Raw genomic sequence first — 18,152 nt, 5'->3', positions numbered from 1 at the left:
AGCTTTTGCGACCGCAGATCAAGCGTGTCTGGCAGGACAACATGCGGGTCTACGGCGCGGACAAAGTCTGGAAGCAGATGAACCGGGAAGGTATCACGGTGGCACGTTGCACTGTCGAACGTCTGATGAGGCAACAAGGATTGCGCGGCGTGATTCGCGGCAAGCGAGTACGCACGACCATTCCCGAGATTTCGGCTCCGCGCCCGCTGGACCGGGTCAACCGTCAGTTCAAGGCAGACCGTCCGAACCAGCTCTGGGTCTCCGATTTCACGTACGTTTCGACGTGGCAGGGCTGGCTGTATGTGGCCTTTGTGATCGACGTGTTCGCCCGCCGTATCGTCGGCTGGCGCGTCAGCTCGTCGATGACTACGGACTTTGTTCTGGATGCACTTGAACAGGCGCTGTACGCTCGCCAGCCGGGAAATGACGGGACGTTGATCCACCACTCCGACCGGGGCTCCCAATACGTCAGCATTCGCTACAGCGAACGGCTGGCCGAAGCAGGTATCGAACCGTCGGTCGGCAGCCGGGGCGACAGCTACGACAACGCGCTGGCGGAAACGATCAACGGCCTGTACAAGGCGGAATTGATTCATCGTCGTGCACCGTGGAAAACGCGAGAATCCGTCGAACTGGCGACGCTGGAATGGGTGGCCTGGTTTAACCATCATCGACTCATGGAACCGCTCGGCTATATCCCGCCCGCTGAAGCTGAGGCAAACTACTACAGGCAACACAGCAATACCGCTGCTGCATCAGTATCAACTTAAACCAACCAGCCTCCACGATTCCCGGGGCGATTCAACACTACCGTCCGTTATAGGGTCGTCTACGGAAGTTCGCGACGAGCCGGTTAGCGCCATGACGCGTGCAACGCGCTTTGTGAGCATGTGAGGTATCGCGGGCGCTGGGCGCCCATTCATGCGTGGCCTTTTGTAGGTGTCTCGTAACGTTATCGGTAGCGTCCGCGTGACGAGGCGAGTGACCCGTGCGCGACTCAAGGTTCTGCAGTTCGGCGCCGTTATACCGGGTTCCCCCAATATCTCAGGCAGGAAAACGCAATGAACAACAGCGGGTGTCTTAGGCGCGAATTCTATGTGAACACAGCTTCCTACTGCAGGGGCATCGGCGTTGTGTCGGCCGTCACCTTCGGTCTCTACCGGGTGGAAGGCGGCGGAACGGTCGGTATGCTTTCCGTCTGTTGGGAAAATCTCGGCATTGACGTCGTACCGCAACTGCGCGCGTACTACGACAGCTGGCGCGTTCTGGCTTCGTTCTCGGACCGTCGCGGTAAAAACCGAGGCACAGCAAGCAGTGCTGGCGCTTCACCGCATCCGTCAACAGCTGGTCAAGTTCCGTACCGCCCAGATAAATGCGCTTCGAGGCCTGCTTACTGAGTACGGTGAAATTATGCCGCTCGGCCGGGCCGGCCTGGCTAAGGGTCTGGATGCCGCCTTCGAGCGGATCGCCGAGCGACTTCCCGGTGTGCTAATCGATACCTTCCGCGAGCAATCGTCACGCATCGCCGCACTCGACGACCAGATCAACGAAATTGAGCGACGACTTCAGGCGTGGCATAGAAACGACGCATCAAGTCGTCGCATCGCCGAGATCCCCGGCGTCGGTCTGCTGACGGCGACTGCGCCCATCGCATCGATCGGTGATCCCAAGGCGTTCAAATCCGGCCGAGAACTGGCGGCATGGCTGGGCCTTGTTCCACGGCAAAGTGGAACGGGCGGTCGGCTACGATTGCTCGGCATCAGCAAGCATGGTGACACCTACTTGCGAACGTTGCTAATCCACGGCGCGCGATCGGTACTCACCCATAGCAAAAACCCACCGCTCTGGGCAACGAAACTCGCGCAACGCCGACCGCAGAATGTGGCAATTGTTGCGCTGGCCAACAAGATGGCCCGTACGATCTGGGCGCTGCTAGCACACGAGCGAAACTATCAATGGGACTTTGTCAGTAAGCCGACGGTCCCCTAAATAAACCCGATTCGGTCTCCGCTTTCAATCTCAACAGTTGCGCAAGGTACGACAACGAATGATGGCAAACAGGTCAGACCGTGACACGCCAAACCTGCATGCAGCAGAGGACTCCGAGTCCATGAACCAAATGAGGTGCGAGTCAGCGGATTCCATCAGGGCCAACAGGCATATGCCTCGACAACAGGCTGATGGTATGGACTCCCGCCCCCTCCGGGGCGACACTCATCTCACCAATTCCCGGGAGAACATGAATGCCTACGCTCACCATCGGTCTTGATATTGCGAAACACGTATTCTAGGTTTATGGCGTCGATCGTAGCGGCAGACCTGTCGTACAGCGGAAGCTGCGCCGAGCAGATGTGCTGAAGTTCTTCTCGAAACTTGAACCGAGCCTGATCGGTATCGAAGCGTGCCACGGTTCGCACTTCTGGGCCCGTGAACTGACCTCACAGGGGCATACGGTGCGCCTGCTGCCAACGCAATATGTGAAGCCCTTTCTGGTCGGTGGCAAGAACGATGCGAATGACGCTTCGGCCATCTGCGCCGCCGTGTCACGACCTGGCATTCATCCGGTACCGATCAAAAGCGCTGAACAGCAATCACTGCAGTCGGTTCATCGTATGCGTGAGCGGCTCGTTCACGAGCGAACAGCGAAGTCAAACCAGATACGAAGCATGTTTGCCGAGGAGGGGTTCATCTTCCCGATCGGTATCGTTCATTTAAGACAGGGTGTCGCGGCACTCGTGAATGATGCTGATGCCCGCATCACGATCCTGCTTCGACGGCTTGGTTCAATGTACATCGAACAGTTGGCAGCGTTACAGCGATGGATCGACGAACTTGCTTTCGAGATTGCCGAGATATTCAAACGCAATGAAAGCTGCCAGCGTCTCGCTACCGTTCCTGGCATCGGGCCGCTCGTAGCGACCGCGTTGTTTAGCGGGGTTGGAGATCCGCTGCAGTTCAAGAACGGTCGGCAGTTCGCAGCGTGGTTGGGTTTGACGCCCAGACAACGATCAAGCGGTGGCAAGTCAAAGCTGGGCGGCATTACAAAGCATGGCGACACCTATCTCCGCACCCTGCTGGTCCAGGGAGCGCGCGCGGTGAGCGTGAGCACGTAAATCGATGGGGCAATGAGCAACGTAAATGATGTTCGAGGGACGAAGTAAAACGGGAGCGATGAAGCTCCCGTTGTCGTTTCAGAATGGCTCGTCGATGCTCTGGTGTGGCGGCTGTGTCGGACCGCGGTACCAGGGCTCGCGATAGCGGCGGATCTGGGTGGCGTAGGCGCGGCTGAACCACAGATAGAGGTCTTCGATGAAGAACTGCATCATGTAGGCTGCCTCGTCTGAGAGCTCGGGCAATGGCAGGCGCCGCGAGGCGTTGGGTTGGTGAGGTGATGCTTTACGGGACATGTCATCGGGCTCCGTTGGGTTGACGCGCTGGCGTGCGGCGCGAGGACTGTGTTGATGGTGCAAAGACCTCGAAGTACAGCTTCTCGTCGAGTTCGGACAGTTCGCGCTGCGCGGCGGTGGTGAGCAGTTCGTTGGCGAGCGTGGTGAGCACGCGGTAGTTGCCCAGCGCGTGTTCGCACAGCGTGTGGCGCAGCGGCGGTGTCATCAGCTGCGGGGCGCCGGCGCTGGCAAGCAAATGATCGAGGCAGGCCAGCAGGTCGTCGGCCGAAGCCTTCTCGGTCCCCAGGCGGGAACGGATACGGCTGCCCAGTGGCAGCAGTTCGTCGCGCCGCAGCTTGTCTGTCAGGCGCGTGTCGCCAGCGAGCACCACACACAGCAGGGGCTGCGAATCGAAGCGGGCGCTGGCCATGAGCCGCAATTCGTTGAGCACGCCGGGACTCATTTCCTGCGCTTCGTCGATCAATAGGATCGGGCGCCGACGTGTTGTCTGCAGGTGCGACATCCACCGGTCGCGCAGCGACCTGAAGCCGCCCCAGCGGTTGTGCGGCCGGAGTTCCAGACCGAAGATGTCGCCCATCTCGCGATAGAAGTCGGCGAGGTTGCTCTGCGGATGATTGATCGAGACGACTGTCAGGTCGGTCAGTCGCTCGAGCTTCTCGGCCAGCACGCGCATGACCACGCTCTTGCCGGTACCCGGCTCGCCGTGGATCATCGCGAAGCCGCCTTCGCGCACGAGCGCATTCTCGATGCGCCAGCAGAAGTTCTCGACGCGCGGCGGCACGTACAGCGCCTCGAGGGGAAGCTCCGGCGAGAACGGGTTCCACTTCAGGCCGTAGAGGGCTTGCAGACGCTGGCTCATGCCTCCTCCTGCCAGTTGGCGGGAATCCAGGCCGGCGGCAACCCGGTTGCGGCGTGGTCGGCCAGCATCTGGCGTAGCAGCGGCGCGATGCCGGGCGCACTGGCCGGTGGCGGCTCGACATTGACGGCATCGAGTCGCCGACGCTGGCCATCAGCATTGGCGGCCTTGTCCAGCGGCCGCAGCGGGCACAGCACGGCGCCGCTATCGGCGTCGACGAGATCGACGCCGCTCAGGTCCCAGCGCGCGTAGCGCAGGTGCACGCGCTGCAGGTGCCGGTAGGCCGAGGGAATCTCGAAGCGCGTGCCGGCCAGACTCACGGTGCCATCCGAGCGCCGCTGGGCGCGCGTCACGTCGATACGGAATGCGGCGCGCAGCGCGTCACTCGACGGGCATTCGCGGCCCACATCGGGACCGGCCAGATAGCGTTTGAGCGGCGTGCCGCCGATCTCGGAATGATGCGCGTGGTGGTACTCGCGCTCGATCCATGCGTGGGTGGCCTGATTGAGCAGTTCGAGCGTGAGATTGGGCTCGCCTTCGAGCATGGCCATCACGCGCCCTTCGATGCGGGCCCAGAACGTCTCCTGCTTCGCGTTCTGGTACGGCGAATATGGCAAGGTCGTCTGGTGCAGCACGCCGAGCGCGAGCAAGCCGGCGGTCGTCTCCTCGGCAAGCATTGCTGCGCCGTTGTCGGTCATCAGTGCGCGAGGCCGGCCACGACGCTGGAGCGCCTGGGTGAGCCCATGGATCAGACTACGTGCGGTCTCATCGAGAAACCATTGCGCGTGACAGACGACGCGCGAACGGTCATCGAGCACGCACAGCAGCATCGGCGTGATCCACTGGCCATCATGCGTGAGCAGCTTGCGCGAGCCGTGATGGAAATCGAGATGCCAGAGCGCGTTGACGTGCTCGACCTCGAAGCTGCGGACCTCGAGCTTCTCGAGGCGATCGCGTGCGAGCATCGCGCCGGTGCTGGTATGACGCGGCTTGCGTTCACGGTACAGGCCCTGCGCACGCAGATAACGGCGCACCGTCGTGTACGACGGCAGGAACGCCTGGCCGAGCGTGACCTTGAGATTGTCGAAGTGCAACTGGCAGGTCCAGCCGGGATGTTCCCGGTACTGCGCGCGAATCGCCTGTACCGCCTGAGGCGACAGGCTTGCGCCGGCGCCGCTGGGGCGCTTGCGGTCGCGCAGGCTCGCAACCGGATCGTGGGCCGCCTTGCGGGCCCGGTAGAACCACCGCTCAACGGTGGAGCGGCCGAACTGGACATCGTCGCCAGTGACGGGATGACGCCAGCGTTTGGCGGCCAGCGCGGTGATGAGTTCGCGCATCTGCCCGGGTTCAGGCGGTGCTGCCAGCAAGGGACCCACGACCGCAAAGCGCAGGCGCGCCCAACGATCCCGCAGGGGTAAATCGTGAAGTTCAGTCATGCTCTCTCCAGGGATGCGGCGCACCGCGCCGCGATTCGGGGAGAGGCGAGACTACCGGCGCAGTCCGAGGGGGGCGAGCGACAAGTTCTGCGGGCGGTTACCGTCCCTCACCCAGGGTGCTCACGGCGCTGCCGCTGGTGAGCGGTGAGAGCCAGCGCAGCAGGCATGGCAATGGCTCGGCAGGCTGCGTGGTAGCGAAGCGCTCGAGCAGGCTTGCCGGCACCTGTGCGGTCTCGACGGGCGGCACGAACGCCGCCCGTCCGAGCGCCCAGAACGGTGTGCCGACAAACCCGGTCGTCCACCAGTGCCGCCATCGCGCGATCGTCGAGGGCGGCACGCCCAGCGCATCGAGCTGGCGCATTGCCGCGGCCGTACCGGCGCTCGCACGCGTGGCGCTGACGACAATCATGATTGCGGCGGTGTAGACGCGCCGGCCGAGAAAGCGCACCGAGAATGACGTGGTACGTCGGCGACAGTCGGCGCAGCAGAAGCTGTAGCGGAACTCGCAGTGGCAGCGGGCTTCGTATGAAATTCCGCGCGGCTTGCGCGGGTAGCGGGCGCTATGGAGTACGCCACCGCAGCGACAACGCTGCGCGCGGGTCTGTTCGGCGTAGTCCTGATCGATACGTAACAGCAGGTGATAGAAGTTGGGATCGCGGGCACTCACGTGGCACACTCTGGAAGTCTCGGTTCTTGGCAGACACGAGACTCTCCCTTGGGCGTCGTTTGTGCAAGATGCCTGAGGGAGACCCCCTCCGCTACATCACGCAAGCTGCTCAAAACGCCCCGAATTCCCATCGATTTACGTGCTCACGCTCAGCGCGGTAATGCGCTTTGTAGCGCGTCGTGACGACCGGCATAGTCGCTGGATCAAAGCTGTGATGCAGCGCCGCCACGTGAGCATCGCTGCAATCGCGCTCGCGAACAAGACGGCGCGAATTGCGTGGGCAATACTGACGAGCAATGACAGCTTCAGGCTGGCGTAGCTGACCTGTAACGCATCGAAGTAACTTCGCTCCATCCACGATTGCGCAAGAAGCGGCAAGCATGGCGAACCGGTCGGACCGGCGCTTGTAGATCCTGATATATCCGGCGGCTGCGTTACGAAGTCAGGAGGCCGATGAGGGACAAGCGCGCAAACTTCCATGATGGCTCGTGCCGATGGCAGGCACATAAAAAGCCGAATGTACGGACGCAGTCGAGACCTTCAAAATGCACACCGATCTTGCTCATAGGCGGGAGTCCATGTACGGATATAAAACCGCAATCTGATTACGTTTGACAGCATCGATGCCGGCCCTTGGCAAACAGGAGGCGTCCATATAATTGCTGCATGAAGTGAATACGCAGCATTGTCTGAACCGGAAACGGCGGGCGGCCGGTCTTGCCTTTGGGGTAGTGTGGCTCGATCAGTGCAATCAGTTTCTGCCACGGCACCACGCGTGTCATTTCTTCGAGAAACTCGCGCTTGCGGGTGCGCTTCGTTGACAGATCCAGACCAAGACCAAGTTGTGTCATGACGCCACTCCCTGAATTGTTCTGTTCCCAGGATAGTCCACGCTCACGTCAATGCCAGGACTTTTGCAGACCTTCCCTTACAGTCTTCCAATCCAATGCCCGTGGTGGAAGTTCTCCGCGATAGGTACGCGGTGTGTCGATAACATCAAGGCGATCCCTCGTGTAGCGTTGATTGGCGCAGAACCTCAGAAAGGCGCGCAGGTGCGCAATCGTATGCTGAAGAGTCTGGCGGCGAAGACGCTTGCTGGTCTGGTCGACAAAGCGCTCAACATCGTTGGGTCTGATGCTGGCAAGGCGGCGCTTCGAACAGGCGCTCGACAAGAAGTCAGTAACCGTCCTCAGGTGATGCTCGACTGTATCAGGAGCAAGTCCGCGCAGATCAATGAGATGGGATTGGTATTGCGAAATGAGCGAGTCGAACCGGCTCGGTTTAGCCACCGGAATGAAGAGACATCGATCGCACAAAAAGCGTTCTGCCGCTCGCTGCGTGGCGCGGTATAAGGTGTCGTGCGACCACGGTGCGAACCAGCGGGACAGCGCAGTCGAAGTAATCGGTAGGCTGGTGCCAGCCGCTACATGGTTATAGACAAGAACCTCACGGAAACGGCGTACGTGGTGCCGTGCGCAAATGCGCGTATAGCCGCGCTCGACGACCCACGCCGAAAAATTGCGGACTAGCGGTCCTTGCGGGCCGGCAGCATAAAGCGGCCAATCGCGGGGAAAGAGAAATTCCAGCATGTGAATCTCCCATTCAAGTGAACGGAGGAATCACAATAGCTCGTTCCAGTTATGTGTAGTTCGGCCGCCTCAAAGTCCCATCGGCCGAGGGTCCAAGAAGGTTAACTCTACATAACGAGGTCCTGCACATAGGTCAAGTAACGTTTTGCATAACGTTACTGGATGACCTGTCATACGCGCGCAAGGACCAGGCCGAGACCAGCGTGCTGTTCGAACTGATTGCCGAGAGGTACGAGCGTAAAAGTCTTCTGATAACGGCCAATCAACCGTTCTCGGGCTGGAATGACGTGTTCCCTGACCCCGGCATGACGGTCGCCGCCATCGACCGCCTCGTGCATCACTCGACGATCTTCGAACTGAATGTAGAAAGCTATCGCCGACGAAAGGCCAGCGACAAACAGGGCGCGCGCCGGCGACAATTACCCGACGACAATTACGATGGAGGCGCGACAACTATGAACTAGCCATCGACAACTACGCCCGTTGACCGGCCAAAATAGTTGTCGCTGACCGGCCGTGCTGCTTGACGCTGTCTAAGTGTGCGTATTTCGGCGAAGCCGAACACGGATTTCGGTTGAAGTCGAACAGTGTTTCCGGAGGAAGATGAACAGCCGTTTCGCTTGAAGTCGAACGGTTTCGGGGAATTCCGGAATCGGTGTTCGGCGCTCCGAAACGCGTGTTCATCTTCCCGAAATCGGTGTTCAGCCCGCCGAAACGGCTGTTCACTCCGCCGAAATGCGTGTTCGGTGGATCGAAACGAAAGGCGCGGTTTCGGTTGGCGGTACTGCGGATGGCTCAATTGGCCGGCGGTTAAGGTGGCTCCTTTTGGGAGAAACCGACGATGCCGGCTCACCGGACGACCATGCGCAAGATAAAGGATGTGCTTCGCCTGAAATGGACCTGTAATCTGTCTCACCGGCAGGTGAGCGGCGCGCTCGGCGTCGGGCTCGGTACCATTACCCAATATTTGCAGCTTGCCGCCTCGGCCGGCCTGGACTGGGCGAAGATCGAGCCGCTGTCCGAGGCAGAGCTGGAGCAGTTGCTCGTCAACGGCACCGTTCCGACGACGGCCGCAGGCAAGCGCATAGAGCCAGACTGCGCCTGGGTCCACCGGGAACTGCGCCGCAAGGGCGTGACGTTGCAACTGCTGTGGGAAGAGTACGTCGGCGCGAATCCCGGCCAGAAGACCTTGCGCTACACGCAGTTCTGTCAGCGATACAAGGACTGGGCCCAGACGTTGAAGCGGTCGATGCCCCAGCAACATTACGCTGGCGAGAAGTTGTTCGCCGACTACGCTGGGCAAACGGTGCCGATTCTCGATCGCACCGGCGGCATTGCGTTCAAGGCGCACATCTTCGTCGCCGTGCTCGGCGCATCGAATTACACGTTTGCCTGCGCCACGCGCTCGGAAGCAACACCCGACTGGATCGGTGGGCTCATTGACGCGATGGAATTCTATGGCGGCGTGCCAAGGTTGCTCGTGCCCGACAACCCGAAGGCACTGATCTCGAACGCCGACCGCTACGAACCCACGCTCGGCCTGACCACGCAGGACTTCGTGAGCCATTACGATACCGCGATGCTGCCGGCGCGCCCTCGCAAGCCGAAGGATAAGGCGTGCGCTTCATACTGCACCTTGTGCGGTTGGTGGAACAGCGATAAACGTCGGTTGAGTCGAACTGTAGCGCCCCCCTTGTCCTTTGACCAGGACGACGTCGCCGACGGGTTCATAGAGACAGCGATGCAGATTACCGTAGCGATGCTGACGCAACAATCCGCGCCGGGCCCATAGGTGGATGCTAGTCGGACAGACCCCGAGCTGTGCGGCGAGCTCGTTGGCTGTCAACATGCCGCGTTCACGCAGGCGTTCAAACCGGCTCTTGAGCCGGTACGCAGTGCGTACGAGGTAGACCTTCTTGTGCGTGAACGTTTCACCTTTCCAGTTTGTATAGCCGAGTGCATTAAGCTGTTCAGCGACTTGTCGGTCCGAGCCGGTTTCGAGAAGTTCGTCGATCTTCGCAACGACTTCCGGCAGCGTCTTTCGAATCAGTGCGATAGGCCTGGGCTTGTCGATCTCCAATGAGGTAGTTCGGCCGCCGCGAAAACGTACGTGGATTGCGACGCGTTCGGACTTGACCAAGGTCACGTCTTCGATGAGCAAAGCGACCATGCGCTTGCGCTCGAGCGGCACGACTCGTTGATCATTCCAAACACGAGGGAAGTCTTCGGCGAGCGACTGAATCTTGGTTCGCGCATCGCTGCTTAACAGCTTATGATCGGCGTTCTGGAGTCGTTCGTTCTCCTGTTGCAATCCGTCCAGCACACGCAGTCGCTCATTCCAGTCCGCTTCGAGCGTGTCGGCGACAAGCCGATTGGTCGGATCGACACTCATATATCGACGACGCGCAAGCTCGGCATCGTAGCGAGCTCGGGCCAGTTGCTTCTGACGTTGATCGGCGGCCTGTTTGACGCGCCCAGATATCTCGTCTTCGACAGCTAGCGCGACCTCGAGAGCGGCCGGTGCGACACTCTCTAGAAGCAGCGAGCCTATCGCGTCATCGATGGCGCTTCCGCGAACCGATTGGCAGGGCTTGCCGGCACGGCGCACCGGATTCTCCGTGCACATATAGTAGGGCTCGAGTTTATTGCCCACGACCTGATACCGTACACGCATGCGTGCGCCACACACTCCGCACACGACGCGCCCCTGCAGGAGCCCAACGCCCTCGCGTGGCATGCTGCCTCGTCGATCGCGCCCGAATCCGGTTAAATTCTGCTTAAGCGTCGCCTGGTTGCGTTCGAACTCGTCCCAATCAATAAAGCCTGGATGCGCATTCTGAATTAACACCTGCCAATTCTCTCGGTCAACCTTAAGCCCGAAGGATTTGCGTCCCTGACGATATGCTCCGCGTGTGCGACCGTATACGAAGGCACCGGCATAACGGGGGTTGTGCAATATCTGAATAACGCGACAGTGTTCCAACGGCCCCCATATCAGATCTCCCTTGCCAATCCCCCGGCGTATGCGACGCGGAAACAGCCAACCTTCCTGGCGAAATCGCTTGACCGTGGCGGTAGCTGACGCAGCTTGCCGAAACGTGTCGAATAGCAACTGCAGCGCGCCCCGGACCTGTTGATCAGGATCGAGCGTCACTGAGCCGTTCGGGTGGTAAGCAAGGCCGATGGGTAACGGCACTTCCAGTTCGCCCCGGCGTGCCTTGTTCTTGATACCACCTTGTAGCCGGCCTTTGAGAATATGAAGTTCGGCCTCGCTCATGGCGCCCTTTAAGCCCAATAAAAGGCGGTCATTAAATTGACCAGGATCGTAAATTCCATCTTCGTCCAAAATCAAAGTTTGCGTGAGTGATGCGAGTTCGATCAGGCGATGCCAGTCTGCGTTATTGCGCGCAAGGCGCGACACCTCCAATCCCAGCACGATGCCGGCGTGACCATTGGCGACCTCAGCGACCAGGTGCTGAAAGCCATCTCGCTCCTGGGCGCTGGAACCGGACATGCCGAGATCGTTATCGACGACGTGAATGCGTTCAATCGGCCAGCCAAGCGCAACCGCGCGATCGCGTAGCGCATATTGCCGCTTCGTACTCTCGGTGTTCTCGAACACCTGCCGAAGCGATGACTGTCGAACATAAAGAAACGCATCTCGCCGCAAATGTTCGGCGGTGACCTTCTGAGCGGAGTTAGTAGACATGGGCAAGCTCCTCGTGGGTGCGCAGTACGAGGTTGGCGAGCACGCGAACAAGCGCGCCGTTATCCCGCACTGAGTCGGAAGCAGGCACGGTTGGAGTGGGAGCCTCGATGCGCGAAGCGTCCGGGCGTTGGAGCGCCAGCCCGTGCAACAGGCCATGAAAGCGAATGGCCGCGTGGCCTTCTGACTTGGGACCTGCGCCGAGCAGGTCGGCCCGCAGCGCTTCATAACGAGCAAGCGCTGACGATGGCAGACGGAATTGAGGCGAATCGTCTACGGTTTTTTTTTGCGTGCTAACGCACGTTCGATACTGCGTGGGTGGATCGAAAGCTCCAGCCAGGTTTCGATCTCCTGCGAAAGCGCGCGAGCGCGCATGCTGCTGTCTTGCTGTAGACGCTCCTCGATGAACGCCATGACCACCGAGTTGAGTTTGTGCGCGCCTTTGGGCCCACGCTGCTTCGGAAGCAGTCCTGGCAGCCCCTCGCTCGCAAAGGCGCTCTCCGCTTGATAGAAGGTTGGCCTGGACATTCCGAACAGGGCGGCCGCCTCGGCCTTGGAAGCGCCATCGACCCGAACATGACGCAACATCTCGTACTTGACCTGAACAAGATCGTCGGGATCGAAGAAATCGCCCGATCGAAACCATGGCGCCCGTATTCGTTCGGGATGAGGATTGAGAGCACCAAGTTCGCGTAGTCGATCGCGCTTTGACGGTGGCTTGGTCATTACATGATCTCTCGTTGATGCAATGACAAATAAAATACGCCGCTATATTCGATATGTCAAATATTTCCGTTATCCAGTCGGCTCTACGATTAGCGCTGAAACGTGCAAATAAGTGAAGACTGTCTTGGTAGAACAGAGCTAGCGTCATCTCGATAGCGGCGTATTTATCTTTACGTACGCGGCGAAATTTATTTGCCATCACGCGCTCCCAGCAAATCGTCAACAAGAGCACGCAATCGAAGCAGATCGTCAGTTCTAAACCAGGAATGTCCACCGGAGGCCTGCGCGAACAGATCTGGCTCCGGGACATCGGTCCAGGATGCCAGCACCGAGCGCAGACGCTTGTGTGCGTCGAAGTACATCACGCGATCTTCACCCCAGTTCTGCTTGCGACTCACCAGAACAAAGCGGTTTCCACGTGCTGGGTGGAATGGGTGGGTAATCTCGAAGGACGCGCCTTTGATTACGCGACATTCCTCATGACAGACAGTTGCTGACTTGCGAGAAGGCGAAGGTCGAAGTCGGCGTGCAGATCGTCGAACGCTGGATTCTTGCCCGCCTCCGGAATCACCGGTTCTACAGTCTGGCCGAACTGAACAAGGCGATCGCCGGGTTGATCGACGATCTGAATACGCGGCCGTTCAAGAAACTTGATGGCACTCGGCGCGAGTGGTTCGAGCGGCTCGACAAACCGGCGCTGCGCCCGCTGCCGACGCGTCGCTACGAAATTGCCACCTTCCAGAAATGCCGCATCAACATTGACTCGCATATCGAGGTCGATGGCCACTACTACAGCGCGCCGCATAGCCTTGTGCGTCAGGAAGTCCACGCGCGCGTGACACGCTACGGTGTGGAAATCCTGCATGGCGGCAAACGCGTCGCCGCCCACGCTCGCAGTCGGCTCAAGGGGAAGTACACCACCGTGGCCGAGCATATGCCTGCGGCTTACCGCGCCCATATGGAATGGACACCGAGCCGGTTGCTGAACTGGGGCGCATCGATCGGCGTCAGCGCTGAGGCGATCGTCAGGCATTTGCTGACGAACCGTCCGCACCCGGAAATGGGATACCGCGCGTGCCTGGGTCTGCTGTCGCTGTCGCGCAAGTACGGCAAGGAGCGGCTGGAAGCGGCGTGCCAGCGCGCACTCGTGATTGGCGCGCCGACCCAGCGGTCCGTGCGCATCATCCTGCAAACCGGCTCCGACAAGCAGCCGCTGCCACAAAGCGTGGCCACCGAATGGCAGTCGCCCCTGCACGAGAACGTGCGAGGGCCCAAGTATTACCACTGACCCAAGGAGGTCACGATGTTGATGCAGCAAACCCTCTCCCAGCTCAAGGCCCTCAAGCTGGACGGCATGGCTCGCGCGTTCGAGGAACAGGCCGCGCTGACGGCCAGCACGAGCCTGTCGTTCGAGGAACGCTTCGGCATGGTCGTGGATCGTGAGATCGCCTGGCGCGATACCCGGCGGCTCGAGCGATTGCTCAAGTCTGCGAAACTCAAGAATCCCCAAGCCTGCATTGAGGACATCGAGTACCGGCAGAGCCGTGGCCTCGACAAGGGTATCGTCGCCACGCTCGCCAGCTGTGACTGGATCCGCAATGCACAGAACCTCATCCTGACAGGGCCAACTGGCGCCGGAAAAACATGGGTCGCCTGCGCCTTCGGCCAGCAGGCCTGCCGACAGGGCTTCTCCGTGCTGTACGTGCGCGTCGCGCGGCTGTTCGAGGAATTGAAGATCGCCCACGGCGACGGCAGCTTCACACGTCGACTCGCGCAGCTCGCCAAGATGGACGTCTTGTTGCTCGACTTATGTGTAGCGCGCGGTTATGTGGAGAGGTCGTGCAGCAAGGCAAACCCGCCTGGTTTGAGCATGCCTTGACTGCACATAACAGGTCAGAGTCTACGCAGCCAGCCAACCAGGTCAGCACCGTTCAAGATGAATGCTCCACCTCGTGGAGGTGCGAGGATTTCTGGGAACACCTGCGCGAGTGCTTGACGTTTGAGATCGATATCGGCACGCGCATAGCGCATCGTGGTATTCAGGCTCGCGTGGCCGAGCCACTGGCTGATAGTCGCGAAGTCTACGCCAGCCTTCAGCAACTGAATCGCGGTGGTGTGCCTAAGCGAATGCGGGTGGATTTCTTTGTGCGCAAGGGTTGGGTTCCGGGTGCTCGCGATGAGCATGTATTTGCGCAGCAGATAACGCACGCCAAATCGGCTCATCTGAGTACCGCGGCAATTAACGAAGACAGGCAGTTCGGCCGAGCCTTGAGCGACCAAGGGACGAGTGCGAATAAGTTCGCGCAGAAGCTGCGCAGTACGCGGCCAGATCGGACACACTCTCACCTTGTTCCCTTTGCCACGCAGCCGGACCTGCGGCGGTGGGTCGAGCCGCAGGTCACAGATCCGCAAATTGAGGATCTCCTGCACACGAGCTCCAGTGTTGAACATCAGCGCAAACAGTGCAAAGTCGCGTTGCCCCGCTGGACGACTCTGGTCGATGGTGGTCAGCAATGTCTCGATCTCAGCCGTTTCCAGATATTCGATCGGTGCCTCCCGCGCTCCCCGCTTAAACGGTATTCCGAGTACCTGCTGAAACGGTGCCAGATGTTCGGGATGCTCGGCAATCACGAAACGCGCGAATGCATGAATGGCGGCGAGCCGAGCGTTGCGCGTCGCGATGCTGTTGCCGCGCTCGGACTCAAGGAATTTGAGGAATCGCTTTACGTGATCGGCATTCAGATCGCTCAGATCCAGGGCTTCGATGGGGCACCGGCTCTCGCGCGCGGTGAACCGCAGCAGCAAGACGACGGCATCACGGTAGCTCCGTATCGTGTGCACACTGACGCCCCGCAGTGTAGGCAGATAGTCCTGGAAGAAGCGCAGCAGACATCGGCCGAGCTCTGTCGGTTTGCGCGGTTTCATGGCTTCCTCCCGCCGAGCACGTGGCTTAGATGCTTCTCGAAGCGTTCACTTGCGAGTGCCGCGATCGTCGGAACGAATGGAAGGTAGTATGCCGTCGATACGATCGAGACATGCCCCATGTAGATTGCCAGTTTTGGAAGGTTCGACTGTACGTCCGCGCCTTCCTGATACCACCGGATCAAAGCCTGGACCGCAAAGCTATGCCGCAAGTCGTGAATTCGCGGACATCGTCCCTCGGCATCGCGAACGTCAGCGAGTTTGAAGACTGCGTGTATGAGACGGCTGATTCCCGTGCCGGTGTATCCACGTAGACCTCGGGTCGTATTGCACAACAGTGGCGTTTCCGGGCCGGTGCCGAGCGAAGCGTTGAGGCGCTTGCGTAGGTAAAGTCGAAGTTCGCGTGCGGCATCGGTTGATAGCGGCACCAGCCGACTCTTGCCGCTACGCCGCTAGCGGCGTAGCAACAAGAAGTCCTTCGTACCACTACGCGAGTTCCGCGATCTGGCCGACGCGAACCGGCAGTTGCGCGAGTAGATCATGCAGCACGCCGGCGTGCGCGATCACGGCACCACACACGAGCAACCGCTCAGGCGTTTCGCGATCGAGCGGCCGCTGCTCACGCGCCTGCCCGATGTGCCGCCGGTACTGGCTGTGTGGTCTGAGGTCAAGGTGCATACGGATGGGCACGTCGTCTACAGGAAGGCGCTGTACTCGGTGCCCTTCACGCTGGTGGGCAAGCAACTGTGGCTCAAGGCCACCGACACGGTCGTGCAGGCATTCCACCGGCACGAGCTCGTCGCCACTCATCCGAGGCTACGCAAGCCCGGGGACCGCCATACCGTGCGCGACCACCAGCCGCCTGAGGCGCAGGCGTGGCTCGAGCACGATCCGCAGTGGTGCCTCGCGCGCGCGAAGGATATCGGCCCGGCCTGCCACGCCGTCATCCTCGCGATGTTCAACAACACGGTGCTTGAGAACCTGCGCGGCGCCCAAGGCATCGTGCGGCTGCGCGAGAAGGTCGGCGATGCACGGCTGAACGCTGCGTGCGAGCGCGCGCTCGCGTTCTCCAGCCCCCAGTATCGCACCATCAAGACGATCCTCGACAAGGGACTCGACAGCGAGGCGGCGGCGCAATCCACGACTACGGCGCCCACCGATACCTACCTGAACGGTGGCCGCTTCGGCCGCGACCTTCAATCCCTTCTGATCCATTGAGCCGACCATGAATCCGAGTCCCGAACTGAACACCATCCTCAAGCAGCTGCGCCTCTCGGGCATCCTCGACTCGCTCGAACAGCGAAACCGTGAAGCCATTGACGGGCAGCTTGCCTACACCGAGTTCCTCGCCATGCTGCTGCACGACGAAATCGCGCGGCGCGACACGAAGAAGCTGGGCGTACGGCTTGCCCGTGCCGGCTTCGCGATGGGCAAGACGCTCGAGACGTTCAACTTCGATCTGGTGCCCAAGCTGAATCGAACCTACATCCACGATCTGGCCACCGGCCGCTACATCGACGAGAAGGTCTGCGTTCTACTGGTCGGCGGAACAGGCGTCGGCAAATCCCATCTGGCGCAGGCACTGGGCCACTGCGCGGCCAGGCAGGGACGTGACGTGCTGTTCATCTCGCAGACGGATCTGCTCAAGAAGCTGCACGCTGCCCGCGCCACGGGCTTGTACGAGCGCAAGTTCCAGCAGTTCGTGCGCGTGCCACTGCTCATCATCGACGACTTCGCTGTCAAACCGCTACACCCGCCCCACGACGAAGACTTCCACGATCTGATCGCCGCCAGGTACGAGCGGGCGGCTTCCATCGTCACGTCAAATCTAGATCTGAGCGAATGGGGAGACGCGTTCCCCGACAACCGCATCCTGGGCGCCGCGACGCTGGACCGGCTACGCCACGGTGCCTATCGCGTCGTGATCGAAGGTGAGAGCTTCCGCAAACCCAAACCGATGCCAGGAAACAGTGAAAACGCGGTTGCCAAACTGGGCAAAAAACCGCATTCTTGAGCCCGTTCGAATCTGCGCTTTACCCCCGTTTCTGCCGGCTCCATTACGCCGCCCATCCCCGGCTCGATTACGCCGCCCCGTGACAGTAGGTATCGAACAGCAGTCGCAGGCTTGCGTGGATCTGCTGATCGGGGTCGAGCACTACCGAGCCGTTTGGATGGTATGTCAGACCGATGGGAAGCGGTAGTTCGAGCTCACCACGCCGTGCCTTGTTGCGCAGCCCGCCCTGCAGTCGCGCGTGTAGCACGTGTAACTCTGCTTCGCTCATGGTTCCCTTCAGACCGAGCAGAAGGCGATCGTTGAAGTACGCTGGGTCGTATACGCCGTCCTCGTCGAGTAACGCTATGCATAACGTTACTCGACTAATGTCGAGCCGTCAGTAATGTGGAGCCGAGAAACGGGAAGCCCAGAGGCAGAGGAGCCCGAGTGATCGGACTCCCCATTATTTCGGCGCTAAAGCGAGGCAAGCCACTCAATCACGGATTTCTCACGGTGCCACGAACTTGTCGGCGTTACCGAGGTTGCAACCCCTGCTCGAGCAATTGCTTGACGCTTCATCTCCAGGTCGGCACTTGCATAGCGATTGGTGGTGTTGATGCTGGCGTGACCGAGCCAGTGACTGATGGTTGGCAAATCCGTGCCACATTTGAGCAACAACATTGCGGTACTGTGTCGTTTACATCTTGCAAGATATAAGAGGCACTATAGGTTCCGTCGCAGTAAGGCAAGTGGGACAAGCGAAGTCGATATACAAAGGATAGCTTATGAAACCAACGAGTAAAATTGCTGGGCGGCAGACAGCGGGGTGTTGCCCGTACATTGCAGCTGT

Annotated in this window: 13 protein-coding genes and 9 pseudogenes; 10 read left to right on the top strand and 12 right to left on the bottom strand. The window is 60.1% G+C overall.

Translation table 11 applies throughout. The features are described 5' to 3' along the window. The 3 genes and pseudogenes from L5014_RS37240 to L5014_RS37230 all read left to right on the top strand — a co-directional run. Positions 1-770 (top strand): IS3 family transposase (locus L5014_RS37240; RefSeq protein WP_238468865.1); only part of this gene is annotated, 770 nt, incomplete at its 5' end. Positions 771-1,254: 484 nt separating this feature from the next. Continuing rightward, a pseudogene (locus L5014_RS37235) lies at positions 1,255-1,989 on the top strand (IS110 family RNA-guided transposase); the annotation flags it as partial. A gap of 254 nt (positions 1,990-2,243) precedes the next feature. Beyond that, positions 2,244-3,098 (top strand): annotated as a pseudogene (locus tag L5014_RS37230) (IS110 family RNA-guided transposase); the annotation flags it as partial. 93 nt (positions 3,099-3,191) lie between these two features. Here L5014_RS37230 and L5014_RS37225 read toward each other — a convergent pair. The 4 genes from L5014_RS37225 to L5014_RS37210 all read right to left on the bottom strand — a co-directional run bounded on the left by L5014_RS37225 (position 3,192) and on the right by L5014_RS37210 (position 6,366). Then, positions 3,192-3,407 carry a hypothetical protein gene (locus L5014_RS37225; RefSeq protein WP_238468863.1) on the bottom strand — a complete coding sequence of 72 codons (216 nt, stop codon included), beginning with the start codon at positions 3,405-3,407 and terminating at the stop codon, positions 3,192-3,194. A 1-nt stretch (position 3,408) separates the two neighbouring features. Further along, the gene (locus L5014_RS37220) at positions 3,409-4,266 is read right to left on the bottom strand and encodes an ExeA family protein (RefSeq protein WP_086909375.1); all 858 of its coding nucleotides are present in this window, start codon (positions 4,264-4,266) and stop codon (positions 3,409-3,411) included. Further along, positions 4,263-5,699 carry a helix-turn-helix domain-containing protein gene (locus tag L5014_RS37215; RefSeq protein WP_238468862.1) on the bottom strand — a complete coding sequence of 479 codons (1,437 nt, stop codon included), beginning with the start codon at positions 5,697-5,699 and terminating at the stop codon, positions 4,263-4,265. Before L5014_RS37215 ends, L5014_RS37220 begins: the two co-directional genes overlap by 4 nt. A gap of 97 nt (positions 5,700-5,796) precedes the next feature. Beyond that, a complete protein-coding gene (locus L5014_RS37210; protein ID WP_238468861.1) occupies positions 5,797-6,366 on the bottom strand; it encodes a hypothetical protein in 570 nt (189 codons plus the stop codon). Positions 6,367-6,520: 154 nt separating this feature from the next. On the opposite strand from L5014_RS37210, the pseudogene L5014_RS39215 reads away from it, so the two are divergent. Continuing rightward, a pseudogene (locus L5014_RS39215) lies at positions 6,521-6,685 on the top strand (IS110 family transposase); the annotation flags it as partial. Positions 6,686-7,016: 331 nt separating this feature from the next. On the opposite strand, the pseudogene L5014_RS37205 reads toward L5014_RS39215, so the two are convergent. Both L5014_RS37205 and L5014_RS37200 read right to left on the bottom strand, forming a co-directional pair. Continuing rightward, a pseudogene (locus tag L5014_RS37205) lies at positions 7,017-7,217 on the bottom strand (transposase); the annotation flags it as partial. A 48-nt stretch (positions 7,218-7,265) separates the two neighbouring features. Further along, entirely contained in the window at positions 7,266-7,955 is a 690-nt protein-coding gene (locus tag L5014_RS37200) for a site-specific integrase (protein WP_238468860.1), read from the bottom strand. 149 nt (positions 7,956-8,104) lie between these two features. Here L5014_RS37200 and L5014_RS37195 point away from each other — a divergent pair. Next, positions 8,105-8,419: pseudogene (locus L5014_RS37195) on the top strand (ATP-binding protein); the annotation flags it as partial. Between the two features lie 377 nt (positions 8,420-8,796). Next, a pseudogene (istA, locus tag L5014_RS37190) lies at positions 8,797-9,573 on the top strand (IS21 family transposase); the annotation flags it as partial. A 6-nt stretch (positions 9,574-9,579) separates the two neighbouring features. Here istA and L5014_RS37185 read toward each other — a convergent pair. The 3 genes from L5014_RS37185 to L5014_RS37175 form a co-directional block, all read right to left on the bottom strand. After that, positions 9,580-11,664 (bottom strand): recombinase family protein, encoded by a 2,085-nt coding sequence (locus L5014_RS37185; RefSeq protein WP_238468859.1) that lies wholly within the window; start codon positions 11,662-11,664, stop codon positions 9,580-9,582. 270 nt (positions 11,665-11,934) lie between these two features. Beyond that, entirely contained in the window at positions 11,935-12,387 is a 453-nt protein-coding gene (locus L5014_RS37180; RefSeq protein WP_238468858.1) for a helix-turn-helix domain-containing protein, read from the bottom strand. A gap of 188 nt (positions 12,388-12,575) precedes the next feature. Then, on the bottom strand, positions 12,576-12,830 hold the full coding sequence (locus tag L5014_RS37175; protein ID WP_338019389.1) for a DUF5372 family protein: 255 nt from the start codon (positions 12,828-12,830) through the stop codon (positions 12,576-12,578). 59 nt (positions 12,831-12,889) lie between these two features. Between L5014_RS37175 and L5014_RS37170 the strand changes: the two are divergent. Further along, positions 12,890-13,675: pseudogene (locus L5014_RS37170) on the top strand (Mu transposase domain-containing protein); the annotation flags it as partial. A gap of 15 nt (positions 13,676-13,690) precedes the next feature. After that, positions 13,691-14,194, top strand: a pseudogene (locus tag L5014_RS37165) (ATP-binding protein); the annotation flags it as partial. Between the two features lie 86 nt (positions 14,195-14,280). Here L5014_RS37165 and L5014_RS37160 read toward each other — a convergent pair. Beyond that, positions 14,281-15,312, bottom strand: coding sequence for a tyrosine-type recombinase/integrase (locus L5014_RS37160; RefSeq protein WP_012406693.1), 1,032 nt, complete (start codon positions 15,310-15,312; stop codon positions 14,281-14,283). Between the two features lie 465 nt (positions 15,313-15,777). On the opposite strand from L5014_RS37160, the pseudogene L5014_RS37155 reads away from it, so the two are divergent. After that, a pseudogene (locus tag L5014_RS37155) lies at positions 15,778-16,527 on the top strand (Mu transposase domain-containing protein); the annotation flags it as partial. 7 nt (positions 16,528-16,534) lie between these two features. Continuing rightward, positions 16,535-17,323 (top strand): IS21-like element helper ATPase IstB, encoded by a 789-nt coding sequence (gene istB, locus L5014_RS37150; RefSeq protein WP_238468856.1) that lies wholly within the window; start codon positions 16,535-16,537, stop codon positions 17,321-17,323. A gap of 67 nt (positions 17,324-17,390) precedes the next feature. Here istB and L5014_RS37145 read toward each other — a convergent pair whose 3' ends face one another. Both L5014_RS37145 and L5014_RS37140 read right to left on the bottom strand, forming a co-directional pair. Beyond that, complete coding sequence (locus tag L5014_RS37145) at positions 17,391-17,591, bottom strand: hypothetical protein (RefSeq protein ID WP_238468855.1); 201 nt, start codon at positions 17,589-17,591, stop codon at positions 17,391-17,393. A 185-nt stretch (positions 17,592-17,776) separates the two neighbouring features. After that, a complete protein-coding gene (locus L5014_RS37140; protein WP_238468854.1) occupies positions 17,777-17,983 on the bottom strand; it encodes a site-specific integrase in 207 nt (68 codons plus the stop codon). Positions 17,984-18,152: the final 169 nt, after the last annotated feature.

This window comes from Paraburkholderia tagetis, from assembly GCF_022213065.1.
GTDB classification, from domain to species: Bacteria; Pseudomonadota; Gammaproteobacteria; order Burkholderiales; family Burkholderiaceae; genus Paraburkholderia; species Paraburkholderia tagetis.
The sequence above is the reverse complement of the archived record's forward strand: the minus strand, read 5'-3'. Positions and strand labels throughout refer to the sequence as shown.